This window comes from Rhodobacteraceae bacterium M385 (assembly GCA_025141835.1).
Taxonomy (GTDB): Bacteria; Pseudomonadota; Alphaproteobacteria; order Rhodobacterales; family Rhodobacteraceae; genus Gymnodinialimonas.
This window is the reverse complement of record CP081102.1, coordinates 2,404,476-2,427,432: the sequence shown is the minus strand read 5'-3', so window position 1 is coordinate 2,427,432 and position 22,957 is coordinate 2,404,476. Positions and strand designations below refer to the sequence as shown.

25 protein-coding genes are annotated in these 22,957 nt (G+C 61.4%); 14 read left to right on the top strand and 11 right to left on the bottom strand.

Going from position 1 to position 22,957, the window contains the following annotated elements; all coding sequences use genetic code 11:
- The first annotated feature begins 94 nt into the window (after nt 1-94).
- From K3728_11830 to K3728_11815, 4 genes are all read left to right on the top strand, one after another.
- Complete coding sequence (locus K3728_11830) at nt 95-922, top strand: ABC transporter ATP-binding protein (protein UWQ94405.1); 828 nt, start codon at nt 95-97, stop codon at nt 920-922.
- Nucleotides 923-959: 37 nt separating this feature from the next.
- Nucleotides 960-1,862, top strand: a complete 903-nt coding sequence (locus tag K3728_11825; GenBank protein ID UWQ97538.1) for an ABC transporter permease — start codon at nt 960-962, stop codon at nt 1,860-1,862.
- A gap of 103 nt (nt 1,863-1,965) precedes the next feature.
- The gene (locus tag K3728_11820; GenBank protein ID UWQ97537.1) at nt 1,966-2,853 is read left to right on the top strand and encodes an ABC transporter permease; all 888 of its coding nucleotides are present in this window, start codon (nt 1,966-1,968) and stop codon (nt 2,851-2,853) included.
- A 192-nt stretch (nt 2,854-3,045) separates the two neighbouring features.
- Nucleotides 3,046-4,041, top strand: coding sequence for an ABC transporter substrate-binding protein (locus K3728_11815; GenBank protein UWQ94404.1), 996 nt, complete (start codon nt 3,046-3,048; stop codon nt 4,039-4,041).
- Between the two features lie 145 nt (nt 4,042-4,186).
- Here K3728_11815 and K3728_11810 read toward each other — a convergent pair whose 3' ends face one another.
- On the bottom strand, nt 4,187-4,561 hold the full coding sequence (locus K3728_11810; GenBank protein ID UWQ94403.1) for a hypothetical protein: 375 nt from the start codon (nt 4,559-4,561) through the stop codon (nt 4,187-4,189).
- Between the two features lie 207 nt (nt 4,562-4,768).
- Here K3728_11810 and K3728_11805 point away from each other — a divergent pair, with 207 nt between their 5' ends.
- The 8 genes from K3728_11805 (at nt 4,769) to K3728_11770 (ending at nt 13,765) form a co-directional block, all read left to right on the top strand.
- Complete coding sequence (locus K3728_11805) at nt 4,769-6,076, top strand: short-chain fatty acyl-CoA regulator family protein (protein ID UWQ94402.1); 1,308 nt, start codon at nt 4,769-4,771, stop codon at nt 6,074-6,076.
- 212 nt (nt 6,077-6,288) lie between these two features.
- Complete coding sequence (locus K3728_11800; GenBank protein ID UWQ97536.1) at nt 6,289-6,720, top strand: response regulator; 432 nt, start codon at nt 6,289-6,291, stop codon at nt 6,718-6,720.
- Between the two features lie 4 nt (nt 6,721-6,724).
- The gene (locus K3728_11795; GenBank protein ID UWQ94401.1) at nt 6,725-7,030 is read left to right on the top strand and encodes a hypothetical protein; all 306 of its coding nucleotides are present in this window, start codon (nt 6,725-6,727) and stop codon (nt 7,028-7,030) included.
- A 1-nt stretch (nt 7,031) separates the two neighbouring features.
- Nucleotides 7,032-9,713: a sodium:solute symporter gene (locus K3728_11790; protein UWQ94400.1), complete on the top strand. Its 2,682-nt coding sequence runs from the start codon at nt 7,032-7,034 to the stop codon at nt 9,711-9,713.
- A 67-nt stretch (nt 9,714-9,780) separates the two neighbouring features.
- Nucleotides 9,781-10,968: a FliM/FliN family flagellar motor switch protein gene (locus K3728_11785; GenBank protein UWQ94399.1), complete on the top strand. Its 1,188-nt coding sequence runs from the start codon at nt 9,781-9,783 to the stop codon at nt 10,966-10,968.
- 359 nt (nt 10,969-11,327) lie between these two features.
- The gene (locus tag K3728_11780; GenBank protein ID UWQ94398.1) at nt 11,328-11,954 is read left to right on the top strand and encodes a hypothetical protein; all 627 of its coding nucleotides are present in this window, start codon (nt 11,328-11,330) and stop codon (nt 11,952-11,954) included.
- A 57-nt stretch (nt 11,955-12,011) separates the two neighbouring features.
- A complete protein-coding gene (locus K3728_11775) occupies nt 12,012-13,208 on the top strand; it encodes a class I SAM-dependent rRNA methyltransferase (GenBank protein UWQ94397.1) in 1,197 nt (398 codons plus the stop codon).
- On the top strand, nt 13,205-13,765 hold the full coding sequence (locus K3728_11770) for a PIN domain-containing protein (GenBank protein UWQ94396.1): 561 nt from the start codon (nt 13,205-13,207) through the stop codon (nt 13,763-13,765). The genes K3728_11775 and K3728_11770 overlap by 4 nt, the downstream gene beginning before the upstream one ends.
- An 88-nt stretch (nt 13,766-13,853) precedes the next feature.
- Here K3728_11770 and K3728_11765 read toward each other — a convergent pair whose 3' ends face one another.
- The 8 genes from K3728_11765 to K3728_11730 all read right to left on the bottom strand — a co-directional run bounded on the left by K3728_11765 (nt 13,854) and on the right by K3728_11730 (nt 19,727).
- Nucleotides 13,854-14,552, bottom strand: coding sequence for a M48 family metallopeptidase (locus K3728_11765; GenBank protein ID UWQ94395.1), 699 nt, complete (start codon nt 14,550-14,552; stop codon nt 13,854-13,856).
- A gap of 51 nt (nt 14,553-14,603) precedes the next feature.
- Nucleotides 14,604-15,197, bottom strand: a complete 594-nt coding sequence (locus K3728_11760; protein UWQ94394.1) for a DedA family protein — start codon at nt 15,195-15,197, stop codon at nt 14,604-14,606.
- The gene (locus K3728_11755) at nt 15,194-15,499 is read right to left on the bottom strand and encodes a hypothetical protein (protein ID UWQ94393.1); all 306 of its coding nucleotides are present in this window, start codon (nt 15,497-15,499) and stop codon (nt 15,194-15,196) included. Before K3728_11755 ends, K3728_11760 begins: the two co-directional genes overlap by 4 nt.
- A 41-nt stretch (nt 15,500-15,540) precedes the next feature.
- Complete coding sequence (locus tag K3728_11750) at nt 15,541-16,725, bottom strand: VWA domain-containing protein (protein ID UWQ94392.1); 1,185 nt, start codon at nt 16,723-16,725, stop codon at nt 15,541-15,543.
- 13 nt (nt 16,726-16,738) lie between these two features.
- Nucleotides 16,739-16,903, bottom strand: coding sequence for a YtxH domain-containing protein (locus K3728_11745; GenBank protein ID UWQ94391.1), 165 nt, complete (start codon nt 16,901-16,903; stop codon nt 16,739-16,741).
- A gap of 23 nt (nt 16,904-16,926) precedes the next feature.
- Nucleotides 16,927-18,294, bottom strand: coding sequence for a DUF2927 domain-containing protein (locus K3728_11740; GenBank protein ID UWQ94390.1), 1,368 nt, complete (start codon nt 18,292-18,294; stop codon nt 16,927-16,929).
- A gap of 11 nt (nt 18,295-18,305) precedes the next feature.
- Nucleotides 18,306-18,755 (bottom strand): GNAT family N-acetyltransferase, encoded by a 450-nt coding sequence (locus tag K3728_11735; protein UWQ94389.1) that lies wholly within the window; start codon nt 18,753-18,755, stop codon nt 18,306-18,308.
- A gap of 114 nt (nt 18,756-18,869) precedes the next feature.
- Nucleotides 18,870-19,727 carry a MoxR family ATPase gene (locus K3728_11730; GenBank protein ID UWQ94388.1) on the bottom strand — a complete coding sequence of 286 codons (858 nt, stop codon included), beginning with the start codon at nt 19,725-19,727 and terminating at the stop codon, nt 18,870-18,872.
- A 148-nt stretch (nt 19,728-19,875) separates the two neighbouring features.
- On the opposite strand from K3728_11730, the gene dksA reads away from it, so the two are divergent.
- Nucleotides 19,876-20,298, top strand: a complete 423-nt coding sequence (gene dksA, locus K3728_11725; protein ID UWQ97535.1) for an RNA polymerase-binding protein DksA — start codon at nt 19,876-19,878, stop codon at nt 20,296-20,298.
- A gap of 84 nt (nt 20,299-20,382) precedes the next feature.
- Nucleotides 20,383-21,534: an FAD-dependent monooxygenase gene (locus K3728_11720; GenBank protein UWQ94387.1), complete on the top strand. Its 1,152-nt coding sequence runs from the start codon at nt 20,383-20,385 to the stop codon at nt 21,532-21,534.
- A 1-nt stretch (nt 21,535) separates the two neighbouring features.
- Here K3728_11720 and dtd read toward each other — a convergent pair whose 3' ends face one another.
- Together dtd and K3728_11710 are read right to left on the bottom strand one after the other, a co-directional pair.
- The gene (gene dtd, locus K3728_11715; protein ID UWQ94386.1) at nt 21,536-21,979 is read right to left on the bottom strand and encodes a D-tyrosyl-tRNA(Tyr) deacylase; all 444 of its coding nucleotides are present in this window, start codon (nt 21,977-21,979) and stop codon (nt 21,536-21,538) included.
- The gene (locus K3728_11710; protein ID UWQ94385.1) at nt 21,976-22,905 is read right to left on the bottom strand and encodes a carbohydrate kinase; all 930 of its coding nucleotides are present in this window, start codon (nt 22,903-22,905) and stop codon (nt 21,976-21,978) included. Before K3728_11710 ends, dtd begins: the two co-directional genes overlap by 4 nt.
- Nucleotides 22,906-22,957 lie beyond the last annotated feature (52 nt).

The window sequence follows — 22,957 nt, the reverse complement described above, 5'->3', positions numbered from 1 at the left end:
TGTTTTCTGTGTTTCGCCCGGCCACACGCCGGGCGGCCCCCGACCGCCCCCCCGGGCGGGGGCTTCTCCCCCACCCGCGGCCGGGGTCCGCCCTATGAGCAATGTATTGACCGATCAGCTTCATACATCCGTTGCGACAGATGCGGGGTCCCCCGTTATCCAAGCCAAATCCCTTGACCTCACGTTCCAAACGAACGATGGGCCGGTTCAAGCTCTCTCCGATGTCTCGTTGGACATCAATAAAGGCGATTTCGTCTCGTTCATCGGGCCGTCTGGTTGCGGGAAAACTACATTCTTGCGCACGATTGCGGCGTTGGAGCAGCCCACCGGTGGCATTGTCACCGTGAACGGCATGTCACCGGACGAGGCGCGGCGGCAGCGAGCTTACGGCTATGTGTTTCAGGCCGCCGGCCTCTACCCGTGGCGGACGATTGAGAAGAACATCAAGCTCCCGCTTGAAATCATGGGTTATTCCAAAAGCGACCAACAGGCGCGGGTGGATCATGTCTTGCAGCTTGTTGATCTGGAAGGGTTCGGGAAGAAATTCCCTTGGCAGCTGTCCGGCGGGATGCAGCAGCGGGCCTCCATCGCGCGGGCGCTGGCTTTTGACGCCGATATCCTGCTGATGGATGAGCCCTTCGGCGCGTTGGACGAGATCGTGCGCGATCGTCTGAATGAAGAGCTGTTAAAGCTGTGGGCGCGCACCGAGAAGACAATCGGGTTCGTGACCCACTCGATCCCTGAGGCGGTGTATCTGAGCACCAAGATCGTGGTGATGTCGCCGCGCCCGGGGCGGATCACCGATGTGATCGAAAGCGATTTGCCCCGAGAGCGCCCCTTGGAAATCCGTGATACGCCGGAATTTCTGGCGCTGGCCCATCGGGTCCGGGAAGGGCTGCGCGAGGGTCACGCATATGAGTGATATCGCGGCCCCGGCACCCTGCGCGTTTTGCGTGACGATGCGCCGGATCACCGGGGCGGTGTTGCCGGTACTGGTCGTGGTCGGTGTGATCGTCGCGATCTGGTACGCGGCGGCCTATAACATGAACCGCGCGTGGACCTTGGATCAGGCAGAGCGGCGGGGGCTGGAGGTCAGCGCCGGAGAGCTGTTTACCGACACCATGTGGCAGGAGAGGCCGCGGCTGCCCGCGCCCCATCAGGTGGCGATCGAGCTGTGGAATACCACCGCCGGAGAGGCGATGTTCCGTGAGCGCCGCGGAGAGCTGCGCCCGAACCCCAGAAGCCTGTGGTTCCATGCCTTCCAAACCCTTGCGCCGACGCTATTGGGCTTTGTGATTGGTACACTATCGGGGATGTTTTTGGCGGTAGCGATTGTTCATAACCGGGCGATGGATATGAGTGTGATGCCTTGGGCGATTGCCTCGCAGACCATCCCGATCCTGGCGATTGCGCCCATTGTGATCGTGGTTTTGAACGCCATTGGTCTGGTCGGACTGGTGCCAAAGTCCCTGATCTCGGCCTATCTGTCGTTTTTCCCGGTGGTGGTCGGCATGGTGAAGGGCCTGCGCAGCCCCGGCGCGATGGATTTGGACCTGTTGCGGACCTATTCGGCCAGCCGGGCCGAGACATTCTGGAAATTGCGGTTGCCGGCCTCGGTCCCGTTTTTGTTCGCCTCTTTGAAGGTGGGCATCGCGGCGGCACTGGTGGGCACCATTGTGGCTGAGTTGCCGACGGGGGCCCGCTTCGGGTTAGGGGCGCGGTTGCTCACGGGAAGTTACTACGGCCAGACGATCCAGATTTGGAGCGCCTTGTTCATGGCGGCGCTTTGCGCGGCGGTATTGGTGAGCATTTTAGGGTTCGTGGAGCGGACGACGTTGCGGCGAATGGGCCTAGATCGATGAAGGTGCATGGGGCGGGTGTTGGAGTGAGTTGTATTTGCCAAGATGAAGGAGCGGCGCGGTGAGTGAAGTTCAGGCACGCCAATCAGTCGGGCCCATGGTTTGGATGGGCGGTGCGGTTCTGGCTGTCGTATTAGTGGCGATTTTGGACTGGCGGGCGGCTTTGTTGTTGGCGGTTTGGCTCGGGGCTTGGGCGTTGAACGCTTGGATGGCCCAGGCAAGCGTGGCGGGCGCGCGCATTTTGGTGCCGGTGGTGTTTGGGTTAACACTATTAACGCTTTGGGAACTGGCGGTGCGGCTATTCGAGGTGAGCCCGGTGATTTTGCCCGCACCAAGCGCCATTGCGCTGGCGTTCGCAGCCAATATTCCGACACTTTGGGTGGATTTCGTGCAGACGATCTTGCGTGGCGCCTTGGTGGGCTATGTGCTGGGGTGCGGCATTGCGTTTCTGGCGGCACTGGCGATTGATCGGTCGGCTTTCTTGCAGAAGGGGTTGTTGCCGGTCGGCAATTTCATCGCGGCGCTGCCAATCGTGGGCACCGCGCCAATTCTTGTCATGTGGTATGGGTTCGGCCCATCGTCCAAGGTGGCGGTTGTGGTGGCGATGGTGTTTTTTCCCATGCTGGTCAACGCGGTGCAGGGGATGAAGGAAAGCGACGCCATACAGCGGGACTTGATGCACACCTATGCGGCCAACTATTGGCAAACACTGCTGAAGTTGCGTCTGCCCACCGCGATGCCGTTTTTGTTCAACGGGTTGAAAATCTGCTCAACCCTTGCGCTGATCGGGGCGATTGTGGCTGAATTTTTTGGCTCACCCACGGTGGGGATGGGCTTTCGGATTAAGATCGAGGTTGGACGACTGGCCATGGATATGGTCTGGGCAGAAATTACTGTTGCGGCACTTGCGGGCTCGGGCCTGTATGGGTTGATGGCATTGATGGAGCGTCAGTTGACGTTCTGGCATCCGTCGCACCGGAGTGTGCGCAACTGAAGGTCGCACCGGAGCGTGCGCAATTGAAGGCCGCACTGGAGTGTGCGCTGATAGGAAGATGCGAAGTCGAGCGCGAATGAAGTAGCGGTCGCCGAAGAGATTGCCTGAGGCACAAGTGCACCGGAGAGTGCCGCTGAGGGTGAGAAGAAGAAGTTAACGAAAACAATACCTACGCAACTTGGAGGGAATATTATGAAACATCTGACACTTAGCGCCGCGGCGCTTTTGGCGAGCGGCGGCATGGCGCTGGCGGATGGCCATGCGGCCGAGGTGAACTTGCAGCTTCAGTGGGTCACGCAGTCGCAATTTGCGGGCTATTATGTGGCGCTGGAGAACGGCTATTACGACGAAGAAGCGCTAACGGTGAATATCATTCCCGGCGGCCCCGACATTGCACCGCCGCAGGTGTTGGCCGGTGGCGGCGCTGATGTGATGTTGAACTGGATGCCGTCGGCTTTGGCGGCGCGCGAGAACGGCCTTCCGGTCGTGAACATCGCGCAGCCGTTTGTTCGCTCGGGCCTGATGCTGACCTGTTGGGCCGATAGCGGGATCACCGAGCCTGCCGATCTGGCCGGGCATACCGTCGCGCATTGGTTCTTTGGTAACGAATACCCGTTCCTGTCGTGGATGTCCCAATTGGATATCGGTGTGGAGGGCGGCGATGATGGCGTGACGCTGTTGCAGGCTGGCTTCAACGTCGATCCACTGTTGCAGCGCCAAGCGGACTGCATGTCCACGATGACGTACAACGAATATTGGCAGGTCATCGACGCGGGCGTCACGCCGGATGAACTGGTAACCTTCCGCTATGAGGATTACGGCGTTTCCACCTTGGAAGACGGTATCTGGGCGTTGGAAGAGAACCTAGAAGACCCCGAATTTGTCGACCGCATGGCCCGTTTCGTACGCGCCTCCATGCGCGGTTGGGCATGGGCGGCTGAGAACCCCGATGACGCGGCGATGATCGTGCTCGACTACGACGAGACCGGCGCGCAGACTGAAGAGCATCAGCTGCGCATGATGGGCGAGGTTGCTTTGCTGGTTGAAGGAGGCGATGGCCGTTTGGACGAGGCCGCGTATCAGCGAACAGTCGACACGCTGTTGGCGGGCGGTTCCGATCCGGTGATTTCGGCCGCGCCCGAAGGGGCCTTCACCCATGTTGTGACAGACGCGGCTTTGGCTGAGTAAGCCTCGAGCCAAATATCTGTTTGGATCAAGAATTGGCCCCGTGTGCGATCTGCTTGCGGGGCCTTTCTTTGTTTAAGCCCATCCTTACAGACCAGCACGAAGTCGTCGCAGCGAGTTCCCAGGGCAGGGTATCTCGGTGCGGCCGTTAGCGACGAATATCAACGGTTGGGTTTTCAGTTTCACCATCAATATCGCGCAGTGTGGCGATCATGGGGTCTTCCACCTCCACCGGTTCGGCAGGCTCTTCAATTTCTGGCGCATCGGCGATGACGGCAAGCACCGTCGCTTCGCGTGGCGGTTCGGGGGGGACGGGGACGTGATCGTTGTCGCCCACCTCAAACGTATCGAGTGGTTGAAACTCCCCATCGGTTTTGGCCCGGGTCGGATCAGCCCCTGCTGCCGCCAAGACCGGTCGCTGGGTTTCAGCGGCGGTGCTTAGGGCATTTGGCCCGTGGGATAGTTGTGTTGTTGCGGCAAGGCCCGCGGCATCCGCCCTTGGCGAAAAACTTGAGTATTCCATTTCTCACTCCTCACACGAATTTTCGTACAGAGACACCCGCGACTAAGATGCCTCCATAGAGGTTTCCGACGCGTTAACAGCGCGCTTTCAATGCGGAAAACTTGAACAAAATACGGCGAGGAGCGTAGGGAGGAGCCGTCGCCTGCACCCATTGCTCTACGCCTCGCATTGTGTAAATTGCTTGAAAATTCTGTAAAGAAGATCTCCATGGCGCAGCACAAACCGGACCATCTTACAGGCAGTCGAATCCGCGAACGACGCTTGGCTTTGGGGGTCAAGCAGGGGGCTTTGGCGTCAGAAGTGGGCGTGTCGCCCTCATACCTGAACCTGATCGAGCATAATCATCGGAAGATCGGGGGTAAGTTGCTGCTGCAACTGGCCCATGCCCTAGAGGTAGACGTCTCGGCCCTGACGGAAGGGGTGGACGCGGGCATCAGCGAATTGCTGGATGCGGCGGCAAGGGCGTTGGGCGGTGTCCCCGCAGAAACCGCACGGATCGACGAATTGGTCGCCCGCTTCCCCGGCTGGACCGCGCTGATCGCCGCGCAAGAGGCCCGTGCCCGTGCGCTTGAGGGGCAGATTGATGCCCTCAGGGATCGGCTGGCCCACGATCCCGCCTTGGCCGAGGCGATGCACGAAGTGCTTTCATCCGTAGCAGCGATCCGCACCACGGCCGATATTTTGGTGAAAGAGACTGATTTGGACCCCGCCTGGCGGGGCAGGTTCCACCGCAACCTGCACGAGGACGCAGAGCGGTTGTCGTCGCGTGCCACGGGCCTTTTGGCGCAGTTTGAAGCACCGGGGGTAGGGGCGGAAGTTTCGGCGCCGGAAGAAACCGTGGAGGCGATGTTTGAGGCCGAAGACCATTACTTCGCCGAGATTGAGGCCGCCGATAGCAGCACCCTGGATACCGCCATTGCCGCCGTCTTGGCCCGCCACGCTGGCATGGTAGACGGGCCCGCCCGCACCAAGGCCGAGGCGCGTTTGCGGGCCTATGCCCGTGATGCGCAGCGCCTGCCCATGGCTGACTTTGCCCCCTTGGCCCAAGACATGGCCTATGATCCGGCCCGTATTCTGGGCGCGCTTGGGGGCGACGTTGCCCTGATGCTGCGGCGCATGGCGAGCCTGCCGTTTGGCGCTGGCGTACCGCAGATGGGGTTGGCGATTTGCGACGCTTCGGGCGCGATGTTGCACCGGCGCAGGATGCAGGGCTTTGCGCTGCCTCGCGTGGCGGCGGGTTGTCCCCTATGGCCTCTCTACAAGGCGTTCGCGCGCGTGGGTCAGCCCGATATCGCTGTGATCGAGACGCCAAGGGGCACAAGGTTCAAGGCTTGGACCGTTGCTCAGCCCGTGACGGAGGAGGGCACAGCAAGCCCCCGCTTTGGCTCGCCCGCACGGGTGGAGGCAACCATGTTGATTATGCCGCTCACCGCAGCCTCCGACCCGCTCGAGGTTATCGCCGCAGGCCCCGGTTGCGGCACTTGCCCAAGAGAGGGCTGCACGGCCCGGCGTTAGGGAAGGGGCGGTTCTGGCAGGAAGTCATTGCGCGGCGGCACAAGTCTATGCACACTTGCACCATCAGGCTTAGGGCGCAGGCGAACGGGAGGGTTCGCGCACCCTGAAGAGGAGGGCTGATGACCGGAGAACATAAAGGCACGGCTGCTATGGGCAGCCCGGTGGCCGAAATGACTGCACATAATGCCGGGCCCGCAATCGGGCTCGATACGATGAACGGCGCGGAACAAGGTGCTAAACCTGTCGGGACGCGCGCCTCTGTCGGGCGCATCCTGATCGTGGAAGATGAATCCAATATCCTAGAGGCGATCAGCTTCATCCTTGGCCGTGCCGGGTGGGATGTGCGCGGCCATGGCAAAGGGGGCGACGCACTGGAAGAAATCGCCCGCCTGTCGCCGGATATGCTGGTGCTGGACGTGATGCTGCCGGGGCGCTCGGGCTTCGAGATCTTGGCCGACCTGCGTGCGCGACCCGAAACCAAAGATCTACCTGTGCTGATGCTGACCGCGAAAGGGCAGGCGAAAGACCGGGATCAAGCGATGGCACTGGGGGCCAACGGCTTCCTGACCAAACCTTTCGCTAACACAGAACTGCTCGACGTGATTACCGCGATGCGAAAGAGCGCCGCAATCGGAGAGGGGTAACCCCGTGGCCCGCCGCCTGTTTCTGGAACGCCGCACCTATCGGCAATACCGACTGCAAGACGCGGCGCGGCTTCTGCCGTTCCTCTGCGCGATCCTCATCTTCGGCCCCGTGTTCATCCGCGACGGCGCGGGAGAGGGCGCAACTTTGGCCGGGGAGCTGGTCTATTATTTCGCCATTTGGCTGGCCATGATTGTGCTGACCGCCCTCGTCAGCCGCGCCCTTGTGGGCAGTGTAGCGGCCGAGGCAGAGCCACCAACAACGCCCGCACCGCCCGCACGCCCCTCAACCGTCCCTTCTGAGCGCGACTGATATGCGCAGTCTCGACGGGTTGATCGCGGTTTGCGTGCTTTATGTTCTGGGCCTGTTTGCCATTGCTTTCTGGGCCGAGAAAAGCGCCCGTAGGGGCGAGGCCCGCTGGCTGAATTCACCAATCACCTACACGCTCAGCCTATCCATCTATGCGACCGCTTGGACATTCTACGGTGCGGTAGGCTCTGCGGCGCGGTCTGGGTTGGAATTTCTGACTATCTATCTGGGGCCGACCTTGGTTTTCGTGGGCTGGTACTGGCTGCTACGCAAAGTGGTGCGGATCGGTCGGGCGCAGCGGATTACCTCCATCGCTGACATGATCTCCAGCCGCTACGGCAAGTCTGGCGGCTTGGCGGCGCTGGTCACTGTGCTAGCGGTTATTGGCACGACGCCCTACATCGCGCTGCAACTGCAATCGGTGACGCTGTCGTTTTCGGTTTTTGCGCAACCCGGTGCTTTTGGCTCCGCCGGATCAGGGGCCACGGCGGTCTGGTTGGCGGGGGGGCTTGCCGTCTTCACCATCATCTTCGGCACCCGATCCCTTGACCTGAACGAGAGGCACCCCGGCCTTGTCAGTGCCATCGCGTTCGAAGCCATCGTGAAGCTCGCCGCGATCCTGAGCGTAGGCATCTTCGTGGTCTGGGGCGTGGCGGACGGGCCGGGGGATATGTTGGCGCGGATCGAGGCCTCTCCCATCGCGCGGGAGCCTTTGAACGGGGCCCGCTGGTTGGGGCTGACGGTGCTGGCGGGGGCGGCGATCTTGTGCCTGCCAAGGATGTTCCAAGTTCTGGTGGTCGAGAACTCGGACGAACGGCACTTGGCCGTCGCGGGGTGGGCCTTTCCACTGTATTTGTTGCTGATATCGCTTTTCGTGGTGCCGATCGCCGTGGCGGGGATGAGCTTGCCCGGCACCGGCACAAACCCCGACCTTTACGTGCTGACAGTGCCTTTGTCTTTGGACCAGGACCTTCTGGCGCTTTTGGTGTTTCTGGGCGGCTTTTCGGCCGCCACATCCATGGTGATCGTAGCCGCGCTTGCGCTGTCCACCATGGTTTCGAACCACATTATCGTGCCCTTGTGGTTGCACATCAGCCCGCGCGGCGATGCGCGCGGGGGCGACATGCGGAGCATGGCGTTGATGGCGCGGCGGTTCTCTATCGCAGGGGTGCTGTTGTTGGGGCTGCTGTACTATCGGCAATCGGGGGGCAATGCGGCGCTGGCCTCCATCGGCTTGATCTCGTTTCTGGGGTTGGCACAGGTGTTGCCGGCGTTGGTGGGCGGTATCCTTTGGCGCGGCGCCACACGGCCGGGCGCCGCCCTGGGGATCGGCTTCGGCTTCGCGATTTGGGGTTGGTTCCTGCTGCTCCCCAACGTGGTTGAAACCGGCGGTATGATTGCCCCCATCCTGTCCGAGGGGCCCTTCGGTATCGCCTGGCTATCGCCCGCGACGCCTTTGGGGCTAGAGGCTACGGACCCGCTTCTGACGGCAATGGTTCTGTCGCTTGGGGTGAATGCGTCGTTGTTCATCATGGGGTCGCTTCTGACGTTCCCGACGCCGTTAGAACGGCTGCAAGGGGCGCAATTCGTCAATGTTTTCGACCATTCCCGCGCGTTGAAGGGATGGAGGGGGGCGGCGGGCACCGCCGATGACCTGTTAATCATGGCGCAACGTATCCTTGGCTCGGGCCGTGCGGGGCGCCTCTTTGCCGAGGTTGCCGCCGCCCAAGGCCATGAAGGCGACGTCCCCGAACCCACGCCGGATTTTCTACAACGGCTAGAGCGTGAGCTTGCAGGCTCGGTCGGGGCAGCCACGGCCCATGCGATGGTGGCCCAGATCGCGGGCGCGGCCAGCGTTTCCGTGCGTGACCTTCTGGCGGTGGCTGACGAGACGGCTCAAATCATGGAGTATTCCAGCCAACTCGAAGCCAAATCCGAAGAACTGGCCCAAGCCGCCCGTAGCCTGCGCGAAGCCAACGCCAAGCTGACAGAGTTGTCGGTGCAAAAGGATGCCTTCCTGTCGCAGATCAGTCACGAACTGCGCACGCCCATGACCTCGATCCGGGCGTTCTCGGAAATTCTGATGCAGTCGGACCCGGTAGATGACGCCGCCCGTGCGCGCTTCAGCCGGATCATCCACGACGAGTCCATGCGCCTGACCCGATTGCTCGATGATCTGTTGGACCTGAGCGTGTTGGAAAACGGCCGCGTGACGCTGAATATGGGCAGCGTGAAGCTGAGCGACGTGATGGACCGGGCGATTTCAGCAGCAGGCGCGGAATCTCAAACCCGGCTGGTAATCAAGCGCGACCGGGACGCGGAAAATGTGCGCCTTTGGACCGATGCGGACCGTCTGTCGCAGGTGTTCATTAATCTGATTTCCAATGCGCAGAAGTATTGCGACGCGTCGGTGCCGGAATTGACGATCTCTGTCGTGCGCTCAGACCATGGGGTGGCGGTGGATTTCCGCGACAACGGATCGGGGATCCCCTCACGGCAAGAGTCTTTGATCTTCGAGAAATTCTCTCGGCTTGATACGGCTCGGGGGGCGCCGGGGGCGGGGCTTGGATTAGCGATTAGCCGCGAAGTCATGAGCCGCTTGGACGGGCGGTTGAGTTTCCTTGCCAGCCCCGGAGGCGCGTGGTTTCGGGTGCAGCTTCCTTCAGCGGCTTTGGAGGCGGCGTAAGGGGTTTGTTAACGGGTTTTGTGCGATGCCCTATCTTATGTGACCTGCCAGAAGGCCCCGCACAAAGATGTCCGCTACCGACACGCAATCCGTACTTTCCCGCATGATCGCGGCTCATCTCGGCCTTGGGGCCGGGAAAGGCGATATTGTGCCCGGTTTGCAAACGGGGTTGACCCGCGCGATCCGTCGCTCGGCCATGCCTTACGGCACCTTGGCCCCGGAAGTGGCTGAGGTCAGCGTGACAAGCGACGCCACCCTTTCGGAATCGGTGGCCGGATTGCCGGAACATGGTCTGCTTGCTGCGATCGAAGACGACAGCGGGCGGCGCGGGCTATTCGCGCTGGATCACCCCCTTGTCGATGCCCTGATCGAAGTGCAGGCAACCGGGCATGTGGAAGAAGTCCTGCAACCACCCCGTACGATCACCCGCATCGACGAAGCCCTTTGCCGCGACTTCGTGGATTTGGTTCTGGGGGCCTTTGCCTTGGAAACCGCCACACAGCCGGATCGCGACTGGCCGGACCGGATGAACTACGGCAGCAGCATTGCCGAACGGGCGCAGTTGAACCTGTTGATGCCAGAACGGGGATATCACCTGTTGAAAGTGTCTGTCACGATGGGTGGCCATAAGACGGGTGAGTTGGCAATTCTAATGCCCAGTGATCCAGCCATTGCCCGGCGCAACGCGCTTGCCGCACCGCAGGGCGACGTGCCGGAGCAATGGGGCGACAAGATGTTAGGCGCACTCCGCACCGCCCCCATGGCGCTAGACGCGGTGTTGATGCGCGTGACCATGTCCCTCGGCAAGGTTGAGGCGTTGAAGGAGGGGGACTTAATCCCGTTCGAATTCAGCGACCTCGCAGCGGTGACATTAGAAAACGAAAGCGGCCATGTGGTTGCTTCTGGTGGGCTTGGGCAATTGTCTGGGCGCCGCGCCGTCCGCCTTGGGGGCGCGACGCCCGGCGTGGCCCCTGATGCGGGAACGGGTGCAACAGCGGACGCGGGCCCGGCAAAACACGCGTCGCTGCCCGCCAGTGGCTTGGCGGACTACCCGATGGCGCAAGCAGACGCCGGAGTCGGCGTGCCCTTGGATGAGATGCCGATGGCAGCGGTGCCCGATATCGCAGTTAGCCCCGCCATGGTGCCCGGGGGACTAAATATGGCAGCAGGAACCGGTGGGATGCCGTCCGGCCTCGACGGGCCTGACCCCGCCGCTGCCATAAGCAAGCCAGACCCAAGCACCGCTGTGGGATAAGGCCCAAAAATCGCGCACCTATCCTTCTCTCAACCCGTGGCCGCCTCCGTCAGCGTCCCACCTGAACAGTGACATCGAACCGGAGCGAGCCCGCTTGGATGTCGAGCGGCACAAAGGCCAAAATCGCGACCATCCGAGAGGACGACTGACACGACGTTCGGACAATTTGCCTCAATCCTGCCTTAATCTGGGCCAGAAATCTCCCGCTAATTACCTTGGAAAGGGCGCGCCCTGCGCCTCATTTCGCCGTGCTCACAGCCGAAAAACCACCTGTCTCACCGGCAAATGAGTGGGACGCGCAGCAAGCGCAGACAGTTTGGCAATTCGGGCTCTGATGGCCCTCACGCAGGAGAAGTCCCATGATGAAGTCCCGTTTCATCCCCGCCGTTATTCTCGGCGCCGCTCTCGCGGTTTCCGGCTGCGTCAGCAGCACCGACGTGTCGCGCGACATTGGCCCCGATAGCATCCCCGTGATCGAAAACATCGTGGTGCAGGATTGGGACGTTGCAGAAGTTGTGGTTAACGTGCCGGAATCGCTGACATCTTCGGAAGCCAATACCATTAAGCCCCGCGCTGATATCGTTTGGCGCGAAGACCCAATCGGCGACCGTCACGCCCAAGTTGCCGCCCTCATGACCTCCGCGCTTGAGCCAGCCTTCGCCAACGTATCGGGTGCGGTTTCAGTGATCGTGTCCCTCGACGTGACCCGTTTCCACGCTCAAACCCAGCGTGTGCGGTATTCCAACATTCCGTCCGAGCAAGAGATCGAGTTCGTGATGACGATCCGCCACGCCACCACCGGAGAGATCCTTTCCGGCCCCACCGACGTGGACCTGACGTTCCCGGCACTGGGCGGCAATGACGCCGTTATCGCCGACGCCGAAGGCGTGACACAGCGCCTGCGCATCACCCAGCGTTTGCAGGCTTGGGTCTCGGAAGAGTTCATCGGCCCCGCAAACGCATCGCTTCTGGTGGCCTCGAACTAAGCCTTAACGGCACTTTCCATCTTACGAACGGGCCAAGAACCCGCTAGAGGGGGCGCTATGACAGCGCCCTCTTTTCCCGTCCTCCGCCTTAAACCCAAGGCCGACGCCCGCCGCATCCGCCATGGCCACCCCTGGGCTTGGGCCGATGACCTCGTCCTTGACCGCCGCTCCAAAGCCGTGCCTGCGGGCGCTTTGGCCTTGCTGGAGGATGCCGAACGGCAGCCCATGGGCATTGGCGTGGCCACCGTTAACGCACGCATTGGCCTGCGGGTTCTGGACCGTGCCCCCGATGCCGTGATCGACACAGACTGGCTGCGCGCCAAGATCACCCGCGCCGTGGCCCTGCGAAACGCGCTTTACGACGCGCCGTTCTACCGCCTGATCCATGCAGAGGGCGATGGCCTTCCCGGCCTGATCGTGGACCGTTTCGGCGATACCTTGGTGATGCAACCCAATGCGATCTGGCTCGAAGAACGCCTTGATGTTCTGAGCGCACTGCTGTTGGAGGCCACCGGCGCCACCACGCTGATCAAAAACGGCACCTCTCGCGCCCGCGCTTTGGAAGAGCTGCCCGAAGAAATGCTCACCCTGGCCGGCACCGCCCCCAAAGCCGCGATTGAGGTGCCGATGAACGGCGCCACTTACATGGCCGACGTCATGGGCGGCCAGAAAACCGGCCTGTTCTACGACCAACGCCCGAACCACGCGTTCATGGCGAACCTCTCTAAGGATGCGCGCGTGCTGGACGTGTTCACCCACGTGGGCGGCTTCGCCCTTGCCTCGCTCGCGGCGGGCGCAAAAAGCGCCTTGGCCGTCGATGCGTCCGAACCCGCGCTGACGCTAGCCGGGCAGGGGGCCGCCGCCATGGGCTGCGCCGACCGCTTCGAGACCCGCCAAGGGGACGCCTTCACCGTGATGGAGGCTCTCGCCGCAGAGGGCGCAAAATTCGACGTCGTAATCGCCGATCCCCCCGCTTTCGCGCCATCGAAACCGGCGCTCGACAAGGGCCTGCGTGCCTATGAACGCGTCGCCCGTATCGCTGCCTCGCTGGTGGCGGAAGGCGGCACGTTGATGTTGTGTTCTTGCTCTCACGCGGCCGACCTGACGAAGTTCCGCGCCTCCTGCATCCGCGGCATTGGTCGCGCGGGCCGCGATCCCCGGATCATCTACACCGGGTTTGCTGGCCCCGATCACCCGGTCCACCCTAGCCTTAGTGAAACAGGCTACCTCAAGGCGCTCGCGTTTACCTTATGACTGCGGGCGCTCCGTTGCCGGTCGTCGTCATCGACGCTTGCGTGCTCTATCCCACGGTGCTGCGCCAAATCGTCTTGGGCTGCGCCGAGCAGGGCCTTTTCACGCCGATCTGGTCCGAGCGTCTGTTGGAAGAATGGACCCGAGCCGCCGCCCGCAACGGCGGCGCGTTGGATGAACAACTGGCCAAATCTGAGGCCTCAAGCGCCAACCTGCGCTTCCCCAAGGCCCTCACGCCCCCCGGCGATGAAGCACCCTTATGGCTTCCCGATCCCGCCGACATCCACGTGCTTGCCACCGCGGTCCAAAGCGGCGCGACCACGATCCTGACCCAAAACCTCAAGGATTTCCCGGCCCGCGAACTTTCCGGCTACGGCGTCAAGGCCATCGCGCCCGATCCCTTCTTGATGGACCTCTGGCTCACCCACCCCAAAGCCGTCGCCCAATCCGTCGCCACCACCCACGCCGAGGCCGAGCGTCTCTCAGGCCAAACCTTCCCTCTGCGCGCGCTGCTCAAACGGGTTCGGCTTCCCCGCCTCGGCAAAGCGCTGTCGGCCTAGCTTCATCTTTTCAAAAGTATCGCGGGGGTAGGCGCATCTTTAGATGTGCCAAGGGGGCTGGCCCCCTTCCTTCCAACCAACACCCCCGTCACTCCGATGGCAATTCGGACCGCCACCGAGCTTCCATCGCTTCAATCGCCGCGATCCGTTCTGCTGTTTTGGGGTGGCTCATTAACCATGCTGGCGCGCCACCGCCCTTCAATCCCGCCAGATGCTCGAGCTTCTCGAACAACGCTTTCTGCGGCGCTGCCCCAAGCCCTGCTGAAACCATCAAGGACGTGGCATACGCGTCTGCTTCATACTCGTCCTGACGGCTCAACCGCGCCGCCAATAATGCGCCCACCGCGTTGCCAATCATCGGACCAATGCCGGGAATGAACCGCCCCAGAACACCCGCCAACACCGCTCGCACCGCATTTTGCCCCGAAAAGTCAATCATTCGCCGCCGTGTGTGGCCCAAGGCGACATGTCCCAACTCATGGGCAATCACGCTGGCCAACTCCTCTGCCGTAACCTCACCTGCGCGGTAGCGGTTGTAGAACCCGCGTGTCAGAAAAATCCGTCCATCGGGGGCAGCCAAACCGTTGACTGCATCCACCTCGTAGACGTTCACGCGGATGCTATCGACGCCCAGAACCTTCGCAAACTTCTCAGTAATTTCTCGCAACCGGGCGTCGGCCAACTCGGTCGAGCGTGCATCAAGGTCGCGATTGGTGCGCCAGGCCGAGAACATGTAGCTCACAAGGCCGTAACCCACGGCAATAAGGATAGGGGTCAGTTTCAACATATCCTAGATATGGGGCGCGCGGCTCGGTGCGGCAATGGCAAATGCCACGGGCTAAGAAGTGGCCCTTATCCGGCGTACAAGGGCCACGCCCAAACCCACCGTCACCAAGCCCGCCACCAGAAAGCCCGTCGCGTTGCTAAGAAGGGTCGCAAGGTCTTCCACCCGGTCCCCAAACAGGTAGCCGAGGCCCAGATAGAAGCTGACCCAAATCGCCTCTCCCGCCGCATCCCACAACAAGAAGCGGGGCCAGCGCATCCGAACCGAGCCTGCCACGATATTAACGTAAGGCCCCAGTGGCGCGAACAACCAGGTCGAGAAGAAAACCCCAAGCCCGGCCTTCTGGCGCAGGGTTTCTTGCGCTTTGGTAATCACTTTGCCTCGGGAAGGGCTTCGGCCCAAACGCGCCAAAAGCGCGGCTCCGCTGGTGCGCCCCAAAAGGTAGCCCGTGTTGTCGCCCAACACTGCCGCGGCCCACGCCGCAAGCCATAGCTGCGCCGCCTCCAGATCGCCTGCCGCCACAAAGGCACCCGCCGACAGCATCACGATCGAGGTCGGGATCGGCACCAGCAGGCAGGAAAAGAAAGCACAAAGTGCGACAATTATCGCCCCGTAAGAAGCCACAAGCGCAAGGGCGGTTTCGGTCATTGGCCAGACGCCCGATGGGCCGCGATTGCCGTGTTGATCTGGGCAATGATGTCTGACAGAGGCACACCGCGTTGATCGGCGAGGTCTTGCAGCCGGATCGGTCCCCGGTCGGCTTCGGTCAGGTTCAGGGCGTCGCGCATGAAGTCCCTTGGAACGCTCCATGACATGCCGACGTAGCCGGGTGTCATCCAGCCTGCGATGGGTTGTTCCACATGACGCGGATCGGCCCAATAGATCGCCTCTCGCGCGGCATTCACGCCAAAGAACAGCGTCGTAAGCAGCGCCAAGGTGAAGGCGGTCATCAACAACGGTGCCTTGGTCCAAGCGGCGCGAAGGCGCGCGATCAACGGCCCAATTCCCGCATACCCCGGTCGATGCCCTCAAGAGTCATGGGGACCATACGCCCCTCGAATATCTCATCAATCATCTGGGTTGATTGGGTGTAGCGCCAGTGCCGTTCGGGCGTTGGATTGATCCACATATGGTCCGGCCATTGGGTGCGGGCCCGCTGCAACCACGTGCTGCCCGGTTCCTCATTCCAATGCTCATTCGCGCCACCCGCAAAGGCGATCTCGTAGGGGGACATGGCAGCGTCACCCACGAAAATACATTTATAGTCAGAGCCGTAGGTGTTCATCACCTCGAAGGTCGGGATTGTCTCTGTCCAGCGCCTACGGTTGTCGCGCCAGACGTTTTCATACAGGCAATTGTGGAAGTAGTAGTATTCGAGGTGCTTGAATTCGGCCTTCGCGGCGCTGAACAATTCCTCCACCACTTTCACATGGTCATCCATCGACCCGCCCACATCCAGAAACAGGATCACCTTTACAGCATTGCGCCGCTCGGGCCGGGTTTTCACGTCCAGATAGCCGTTTTCAGCCGTGGCGCGGATGGTCCCGTCAAGGTCCAGCTCCTCTGCTGCGCCATTCCGCGCCCATTGCCGCAGCCGTTTGAGCGCGACTTTGATGTTGCGCGTGCCCAGTTCCACGTCGCCGTCCAAGTTCTTGAAATCGCGCTTGTCCCAGACCTTCACCGCTTTGCGGTGGCGGCTTTCGTGCTGCCCAATGCGCACGCCTTCCGGGTTGTAGCCATAGGCCCCGAAAGGGGATGTGCCCGCCGTGCCGATCCATTTAGAGCCGCCTTGGTGGCGCTTTTCCTGTTCCTTCAGGCGTTCGCGCAGGGTCTCCATCAGTTTGTCGAAGCCGCCTAACGCTTCAATCTCGGCGCGTTCTTCCTCGGACAGGTGCTTCTCGGCCAGCTTATCTAGCCACTCCTGCGGGATTTCAGTGGCTTCCAGCACATCTTCTGCACTTATCGCTTCCAGCCCGGAAAAGGCGTGGGCGAAGGCTTGGTCAAAGCGGTCCAAATGCCGTTCATCCTTCACCATCGCCGCGCGGGCGAGGTAGTAGAACCCGTCGATATCGTAGGTCACCAGCCCCGCAGAGACGCCTTCCAGAAACGCGAGGTATTCGCGCAGGGAAACCGGGATGCGGGCGGCGCGTAGGGTTTGGAAGAAGGGCAAAAACATGGGCGTAGCCTAGCTACTGGGGGGCAGGGACCACAAGCATAAGAAGGGTGCCGATCAGAAAACCGATGATCGCAATCACCGCGCCATATTGCGCCATGTCGGCCGCGTTGCCGCCTTTGCGTCGGGCCAGAAATACGCCGATAACTGCGCCCAAAGCGGCGCCAATGAAGTTCAGCATGGGGTGTCCTGCCTTTGGCCTGTTTACCTGCCGGGCGACAATGCCGCGACCTCGGTCAGCCGTGCGCTGACGGCTGCATTCGAGCCGAAGCCATAGCGGCCCCAAGCGAGGCTATCAAGCCGAACGCTACGGGCCTCCGAAGCGCGGCCGGTGTCGTCCAGCGCCTCGGCGCGGATCATCAGAAGCGTCGAAAGAAGCGAGGCGTTCTGCGCCTGAGTGGCAGCGGGCATGGCGCGTTCGGTAAGGCGCAACGCCTCGGTCGTGCGGCCTGCGGACAGCGCGAAGGCGGCCAATTGCATGTCTACATGGGCCGATTGGATGCCACCGGGGGCGACCCTTTCAAAGATGGTCGAGGCCGATTGAAAGGCTTGGATCGAGGTCTCCACATCGCGCGACAGGGTTAAACGGCCCAAGGCGAAGTAGCTAAAGGCAAGGCGCGTGTCGGTCCATTGGCGTTGCTGTGCCATGCGAAGGGCGCGCTCCGCCGCCGTGATACGTGCCTCGTCCGACGAACCCGGCCCAAGGGCTGCTTCAATCGCGGTGATCCACGCGCGTGGCGTCTCTGATCCTTGGCCCCCCGCAACCGATCCGCCGCGCGGGTTGTTGCGGGCCAAAATGCCGGGCAAGGCGGCGGCAACCTGACCGCGCGTCATGCCAGAGCGGAGCGCCCCATCGTAATACGTGCGCAGGATCAGCATATCGAAGCCGGTCAAGACAGCATTGAAATTGTCGTCGTTGAAGACCGAATCCGACAGGCGGTAGAGGTCGTTCAGCGGCCCGAGGGCTTGGGCGATTTCTTCGTGCAAACAATCGCGCACCTCTTGCGGAGACACGTCGGAGGGGATGAAAACGGCGACCCGCTCGCGGGTGTCCAGGGTCGTCCAATCCAGCGTGCGGCCCGAACGGGCGCGGCGGAACTCGGACCAGGAGCTAACCCGCGGCACCACGAAACACGCGGCTTGCGGCACCACACGTTGCATTCGGGCACGGGGCATAGTCTCGATCGTGATGGAGGCCGTGGCGCTGGAGCTGCGGGAAATGTCGATCCCGGCCTCAGTCCGGAGCCTGCTAAGCAGCTGATCGAGGTCCGCGTTCAACGAGGCAGGCGCGCCAGAGGTCACCGCAACGGTGATCGGGCCTTCAAAACGGCTCATCCGGTCAATGACACGGCCCGATTCCATCTGGAACGTCAGATCAAGGAAATCTGCCGCGATAGAGGTGTTGGACCTTGACGGTGACGCCACGCGGGGGCTGCCAAAGGTGTTCATCGCGGGCAGGGTCGCAGGTGCCGCCGACGCCCCACGGGCCGGAACGTCCGTGGCGGTCGAGGGCGCGCAGGCCGAAAGGGCGAGGGCGAAGAGGGGGGCCGAAAGGGTCAGAAAACGGAACAAATACGTGGCTTTCAGGTTCGAGAGTATTTCATAAAATCAGTAGGTTGCGCTATGCGATCATAAAGCGTGCGCGCGGTGGTGTTAGACGTCTGGGTCATCCAGTAGACGGTGCCGCGCCCTTTGGCATCGGCATCGGCGTAGACCGTTTCAATCAGCGCCCGTCCCAACCCGGTGCCACGTGATTGCGGAGCGGCAAAGAGGTCTTGCAGATAAGTGACCTGCTCGGCCCGCCAAGAATGGCTGTGGACAACGATATGAACGAATCCCACCAGTTTGCCATCTTGTTCTGCGACCCAGCCTTGCAGGTCTGCCCGTTCCGCGTCGATCAGGCGCGAAAAAAGCAAGTCATCATGGTCGTCGGCGACATTTGCCCCATAAAAATCAAGGTAGCCACGCCACAAAACGCTCCAAGACGTTCGGTCCGCTGCCCGCAGGGGGCGAATGTAGAATGAAGCGGTCAAATGGGGGTCTGCCTTAACCTGAGAGTGGTGCTTTGCGCGCAAATTGCCCCGCGATTATGGCAGGAATCAGGCAGCCTTAAAGGCAATCGCGAAACAATAGCGGCGAATGCCCGCCTACCGTTGCCCACGCGCCATAAATGCAAGCCTTTCAAACAGCGTAACGTCCTGTTCATTCTTCAGCAATGCCCCATGCAGCTTCGGCAAGGCCGAGGCACCATCGCGGCGCAAATCTTCGGGCTGCAAATCCTCGGCGAGCAACAATTTCAGCCAATCAAGCACTTCAGAAGTAGAAGGCTTTTTCTTCAAACCTTGCTGATCGCGGATCTCGTAGAATTGGGTCAAAGCGGTGGTCAGAAGGGCGGGTTTGATGCCGGGGTGGTGAACCTCTACGATCTTCTTCATCACCTCGATTTCAGGGAAGCGGATGTAATGGAAAAAACACCGGCGCAAAAACGCATCGGGAAGTTCTTTTTCGTTGTTCGAGGTGATGATAACGATGGGCCGCACGATGGCCTTAACGGTTTCACCGGTCTCGTAGACGAAGAACTCCATCCTATCGAGTTCTTGTAGAAGATCATTTGGAAACTCGATGTCCGCCTTGTCGATCTCATCAATCAGTAGAACACATTTGTCAGTGCGTTCAAAGGCTTGCCAGAGCTTCCCCTTGCGAATGTAATTGGCAACATCGTGGACACGTTCTTCGCCCAATTGGCTGTCGCGCAGGCGAGAGACAGCGTCATACTCATAAAGACCCTGCTGCGCCCGAGTGGTGGATTTGATGTGCCATTCGATGATCGGAAGATCCAACGCGCTGGCCACTTGGCGGGCCAATTCTGTCTTTCCGGTGCCCGGCTCGCCCTTCACCAAAAGCGGCCGTTCCAGCGCTACAGCGGCGTTCACGGCTACGGTCAGGTCTTGGGTCGCAACATAGTCGGCGGTGCCGTCAAATCTTAACAAGGTGTTTCCTCTCAACCGGGCAGGGGTGGTTTATAAATTGGCTACCTCACACACTATCTAGGTGACAAGCCACCTTTGCGGGTGTAATCGACCGCCACGGGGATACATGGACTGGCGGAGGTTAGACACCATGGTTGAAAAGAACCCCATCGAGGGGAGCGATATGAAAGCAGAAGTTTTTTTACCCGATGACTATCGTCCTGCCGAGGACGAGCCATTTATGAATGAACGTCAGGTGGAATATTTCCGCCGGAAGCTATTGAACTGGCGCGATGACCTGCTCGACGAGAGCCGCTCAACGGTGACAACGCTGCAAGACGGAACACGCAATATTCCTGATGTGGCTGACCGCGCGTCTGAAGAAACCGATCGGGCGCTGGAACTGCGCACGCGCGATCGTCAACGCAAACTGATCGCTAAGATCGACCAGGCGCTGCGGCGCGTGGAAGAGGGCGAGTTTGGGTATTGTGAAGTGACCGGTGAGCCGATTTCGCTCAAGCGGTTGGATGCACGGCCTATCGCCACGATGAGCCTTGAAGCACAAGAACGGCACGAGCGCCGCGAAAAAGTGCACCGCGACGACTAAGATGGCCGCGACAGCTGGCCGCTTGGCGTTTTGGAATTGAAAGGGGCACCCATCGCGGGTGCCCTTTTTGTTGGGAGATGTGCGATGTTGATTGGCAAACGGATTACGGTGATTGGCGGCGGCATTGGCGGGTTTGCAGCGGCTTTAGCTTGCGCGCGTCACGGAGCCTCGGTCACAGTATTGGAACGGGCTGAAACCATTGCCGAGGTTGGCGCAGGGTTACAGATTTCGCCCAACGGTTGGGTCGTGTTGAAGGCGTTGGGGCTGGCCGATGGTCTGGCCACAACCGCCACGAAAGGTGAGGCGGTTTGCCTGCGGGACTTCCGCCACGGGGCAGAGGTGTTCCGGATGCCCCTGCGCGATCCGTTTCATTTCGTCCATCGCGCCGATCTGATTGACGCCTTGCAAAGCGCCGCGATGGATGCGGGCGTACAGGTGCGCCTTGGTGTTCAGGTCACGCAAGTCGTGGCCGAAGAACATGAGGTTCATCTGACCCTTGCCGATGGCACGACAGAAGTTCATGGGCTGACCATTGCCGCCGATGGTCTGCACTCGGCGGGACGCGCGCACCTCAACCCGCGCTCAAGGCCGTTTTTTACCGGGCAAGTGGCGTGGCGCGCGCTGGTCCCTACAGAGGCGCTACCACCAGAGGCTCATGTCTTCATGGGACCGGGCCGGCATTTGGTGCGCTACCCACTGCGCGGCGGTGCGCTGACCAATATCGTCGCGGTGGAAGAACGCGACGCTTGGGCGGCAGAGGATTGGGACCTGACCGACACACCGCGCAACTTGCGCGCCGCGTTCACGGATTTCTGCCCTGAAATCAGAGATATACTGGCCGACGTTGAGGCGCCGAACCTTTGGGGTCTGTGCCGCCACCCGGTGGCTAGCCAATGGTACAACGGCCCCTTGGTTCTGCTTGGCGATGCCGCGCATCCAACCCTGCCGTTTCTGGCCCAGGGGGCGAATATGGCGCTGGAAGACGCATGGGTTCTGGCCGAAAACCTTGCGGGAATCGCCGATGTGGGGCTTGCGCTGCACAGCTATCAGGCGGCCCGCAAATCCCGTTGCGCAAGGATCGTGGAGGCGGCCAATGACAATGCCACCAACTACCATTTGCGCCCCGGTCCCTACCGGTTTGCGGCCCATACGGCCCTGCGTGCGGCAGCGCGTTTTGCCCCGCACGCGGTGACCAATCGGTTCAACTGGCTCTATCATCACGACGTAACGCGGTAGGTTAGGCGGCGGTATCCAGCCAGATGGTGACGGGGCCGTCGTTGATCAGGTGAACGTCCATATCCGCGCCGAAAACGCCGGTTTCCGTGGCAATTCCGAGGCTGCGGAAACACTCGGCGGCGTGCAGATACAGTGCCTCTCCGACCTGCGGGGCGGCGGCGGCGGAAAATCCGGGGCGGTTCCCACGGGAGGTATCGGCGGCCAGCGTGAACTGGCTGACAACCAGCGCCCCGCCGCCCACATCAATGAGCGAGCGATTCATTTTGCCCGCGTCATCTTTGAATATCCGCACCTTGGAAATCTTGGTCACCAGTTTTTCGGCGTCGGCCTGCGTGTCGCCTTCCATGGCGCAAAGCAGGATCAGCAGACCGGGACCGGTTTGGCCGACCACTGCGCCGTCCACCTCGACCCGCGCTTCATGGACGCGCTGAAGAAGCGCTCTCACAAAAGCTCATCCCGGCGCGGGGGATTGGCGCCCGCACGGGTGACGGTGACAGCCGAGGCCCGCACCCCAAGGGTCAGCGCGGCCCGAAGGGTATCTTCGTCCAACCCACTGACGATCTTGTCTTTATCCAACGCTCCCGCATCATCAAGCCCGGCCAGAACGCCCGCGTTGAATGTGTCGCCCGCGCCCACTGTGTCCACGACCTGAACCTTGTTGGCATCGACGTGGATGTCGCCGCCATCATAGAAGGCGGTGACACCGTCGGAGCCTTGGGTGATGAGCACGATGGAAGGGCCTTTGGCGCGCAGTTGCTCGGCCAGAACCGGTAGGGAATGGTCCCCGAGAAGCCAACGGAGATCCTCGTCGGAGGCTTTGATAATATCGGAATGGGCCAGAATTTGATCGAGCCGGGCGCGGAAGCGGTCCTCATCGGCGATGAAGCCGGGACGGATGTTGGGGTCGATCATTACGACACGGTTTTGCGTGTGGGCTTGTTGGATCAACGCGGCGTAGGCGTCGGCGCAGGGTTCCACAGCAAGGGAGATACCGCCAAAGAAGCAGGCTTTGGCCGCGTCCGGGATGGTGGGCAGGTCGGCCTCTGTCAGCATTCTTCCAGCGGTGTTTTCGTCGTAGAATGCGTAGCTGGCCTGACCTTCGGTGAGCGTCACAAAGGCCAGCGTTGTGGGGCGGTCGTTGCGGTGGGCCAGCGCGCTGCCGACACCGTTGGCCATCAACACCCCATCAAGGCGTTCCCCGAAAAGGTCGGTAGAAAGGCCCGAAAAGAACTCGGTCTGCGTCCCAAGACGAGAGAGAGCAATTGCCGTGTTAAAAACCGAGCCGCCGGGGTAAGGCGCAAAGGCGGCCTCGTGGGCCTCGGTTTGACGGGGCAGCATGTCGATCAGGGCTTCGCCAGCGCACAGGATCATGGGGTCTCTCCATCTTGGTTGCGGGTGAGTGTTAGCGGTAACAGGCCCGTGG

Coding starts and splice junctions, on each gene's coding strand:
- K3728_11830 (UWQ94405.1), top strand. CDS start 95: ATGAGCAATGTATTGACCGATCAGCTTCATACATCCGTTGCGACAGAT.
- K3728_11825 (UWQ97538.1), top strand. CDS start 960: ATGCGCCGGATCACCGGGGCGGTGTTGCCGGTACTGGTCGTGGTCGGT.
- K3728_11820 (UWQ97537.1), top strand. CDS start 1,966: ATGGGCGGTGCGGTTCTGGCTGTCGTATTAGTGGCGATTTTGGACTGG.
- K3728_11815 (UWQ94404.1), top strand. CDS start 3,046: ATGAAACATCTGACACTTAGCGCCGCGGCGCTTTTGGCGAGCGGCGGC.
- K3728_11810 (UWQ94403.1), bottom strand. CDS start 4,561: ATGGAATACTCAAGTTTTTCGCCAAGGGCGGATGCCGCGGGCCTTGCC.
- K3728_11805 (UWQ94402.1), top strand. CDS start 4,769: ATGGCGCAGCACAAACCGGACCATCTTACAGGCAGTCGAATCCGCGAA.
- K3728_11800 (UWQ97536.1), top strand. CDS start 6,289: ATGAACGGCGCGGAACAAGGTGCTAAACCTGTCGGGACGCGCGCCTCT.
- K3728_11790 (UWQ94400.1), top strand. CDS start 7,032: ATGCGCAGTCTCGACGGGTTGATCGCGGTTTGCGTGCTTTATGTTCTG.
- K3728_11785 (UWQ94399.1), top strand. CDS start 9,781: ATGTCCGCTACCGACACGCAATCCGTACTTTCCCGCATGATCGCGGCT.
- K3728_11780 (UWQ94398.1), top strand. CDS start 11,328: ATGATGAAGTCCCGTTTCATCCCCGCCGTTATTCTCGGCGCCGCTCTC.
- K3728_11775 (UWQ94397.1), top strand. CDS start 12,012: ATGACAGCGCCCTCTTTTCCCGTCCTCCGCCTTAAACCCAAGGCCGAC.
- K3728_11770 (UWQ94396.1), top strand. CDS start 13,205: ATGACTGCGGGCGCTCCGTTGCCGGTCGTCGTCATCGACGCTTGCGTG.
- K3728_11765 (UWQ94395.1), bottom strand. CDS start 14,552: ATGTTGAAACTGACCCCTATCCTTATTGCCGTGGGTTACGGCCTTGTG.
- K3728_11760 (UWQ94394.1), bottom strand. CDS start 15,197: ATGACCGAAACCGCCCTTGCGCTTGTGGCTTCTTACGGGGCGATAATT.
- K3728_11755 (UWQ94393.1), bottom strand. CDS start 15,499: ATGACCGCCTTCACCTTGGCGCTGCTTACGACGCTGTTCTTTGGCGTG.
- K3728_11750 (UWQ94392.1), bottom strand. CDS start 16,725: ATGTTTTTGCCCTTCTTCCAAACCCTACGCGCCGCCCGCATCCCGGTT.
- K3728_11745 (UWQ94391.1), bottom strand. CDS start 16,903: ATGCTGAACTTCATTGGCGCCGCTTTGGGCGCAGTTATCGGCGTATTT.
- dksA (UWQ97535.1), top strand. CDS start 19,876: ATGAAAGCAGAAGTTTTTTTACCCGATGACTATCGTCCTGCCGAGGAC.
- K3728_11720 (UWQ94387.1), top strand. CDS start 20,383: ATGTTGATTGGCAAACGGATTACGGTGATTGGCGGCGGCATTGGCGGG.
- K3728_11710 (UWQ94385.1), bottom strand. CDS start 22,905: ATGATCCTGTGCGCTGGCGAAGCCCTGATCGACATGCTGCCCCGTCAA.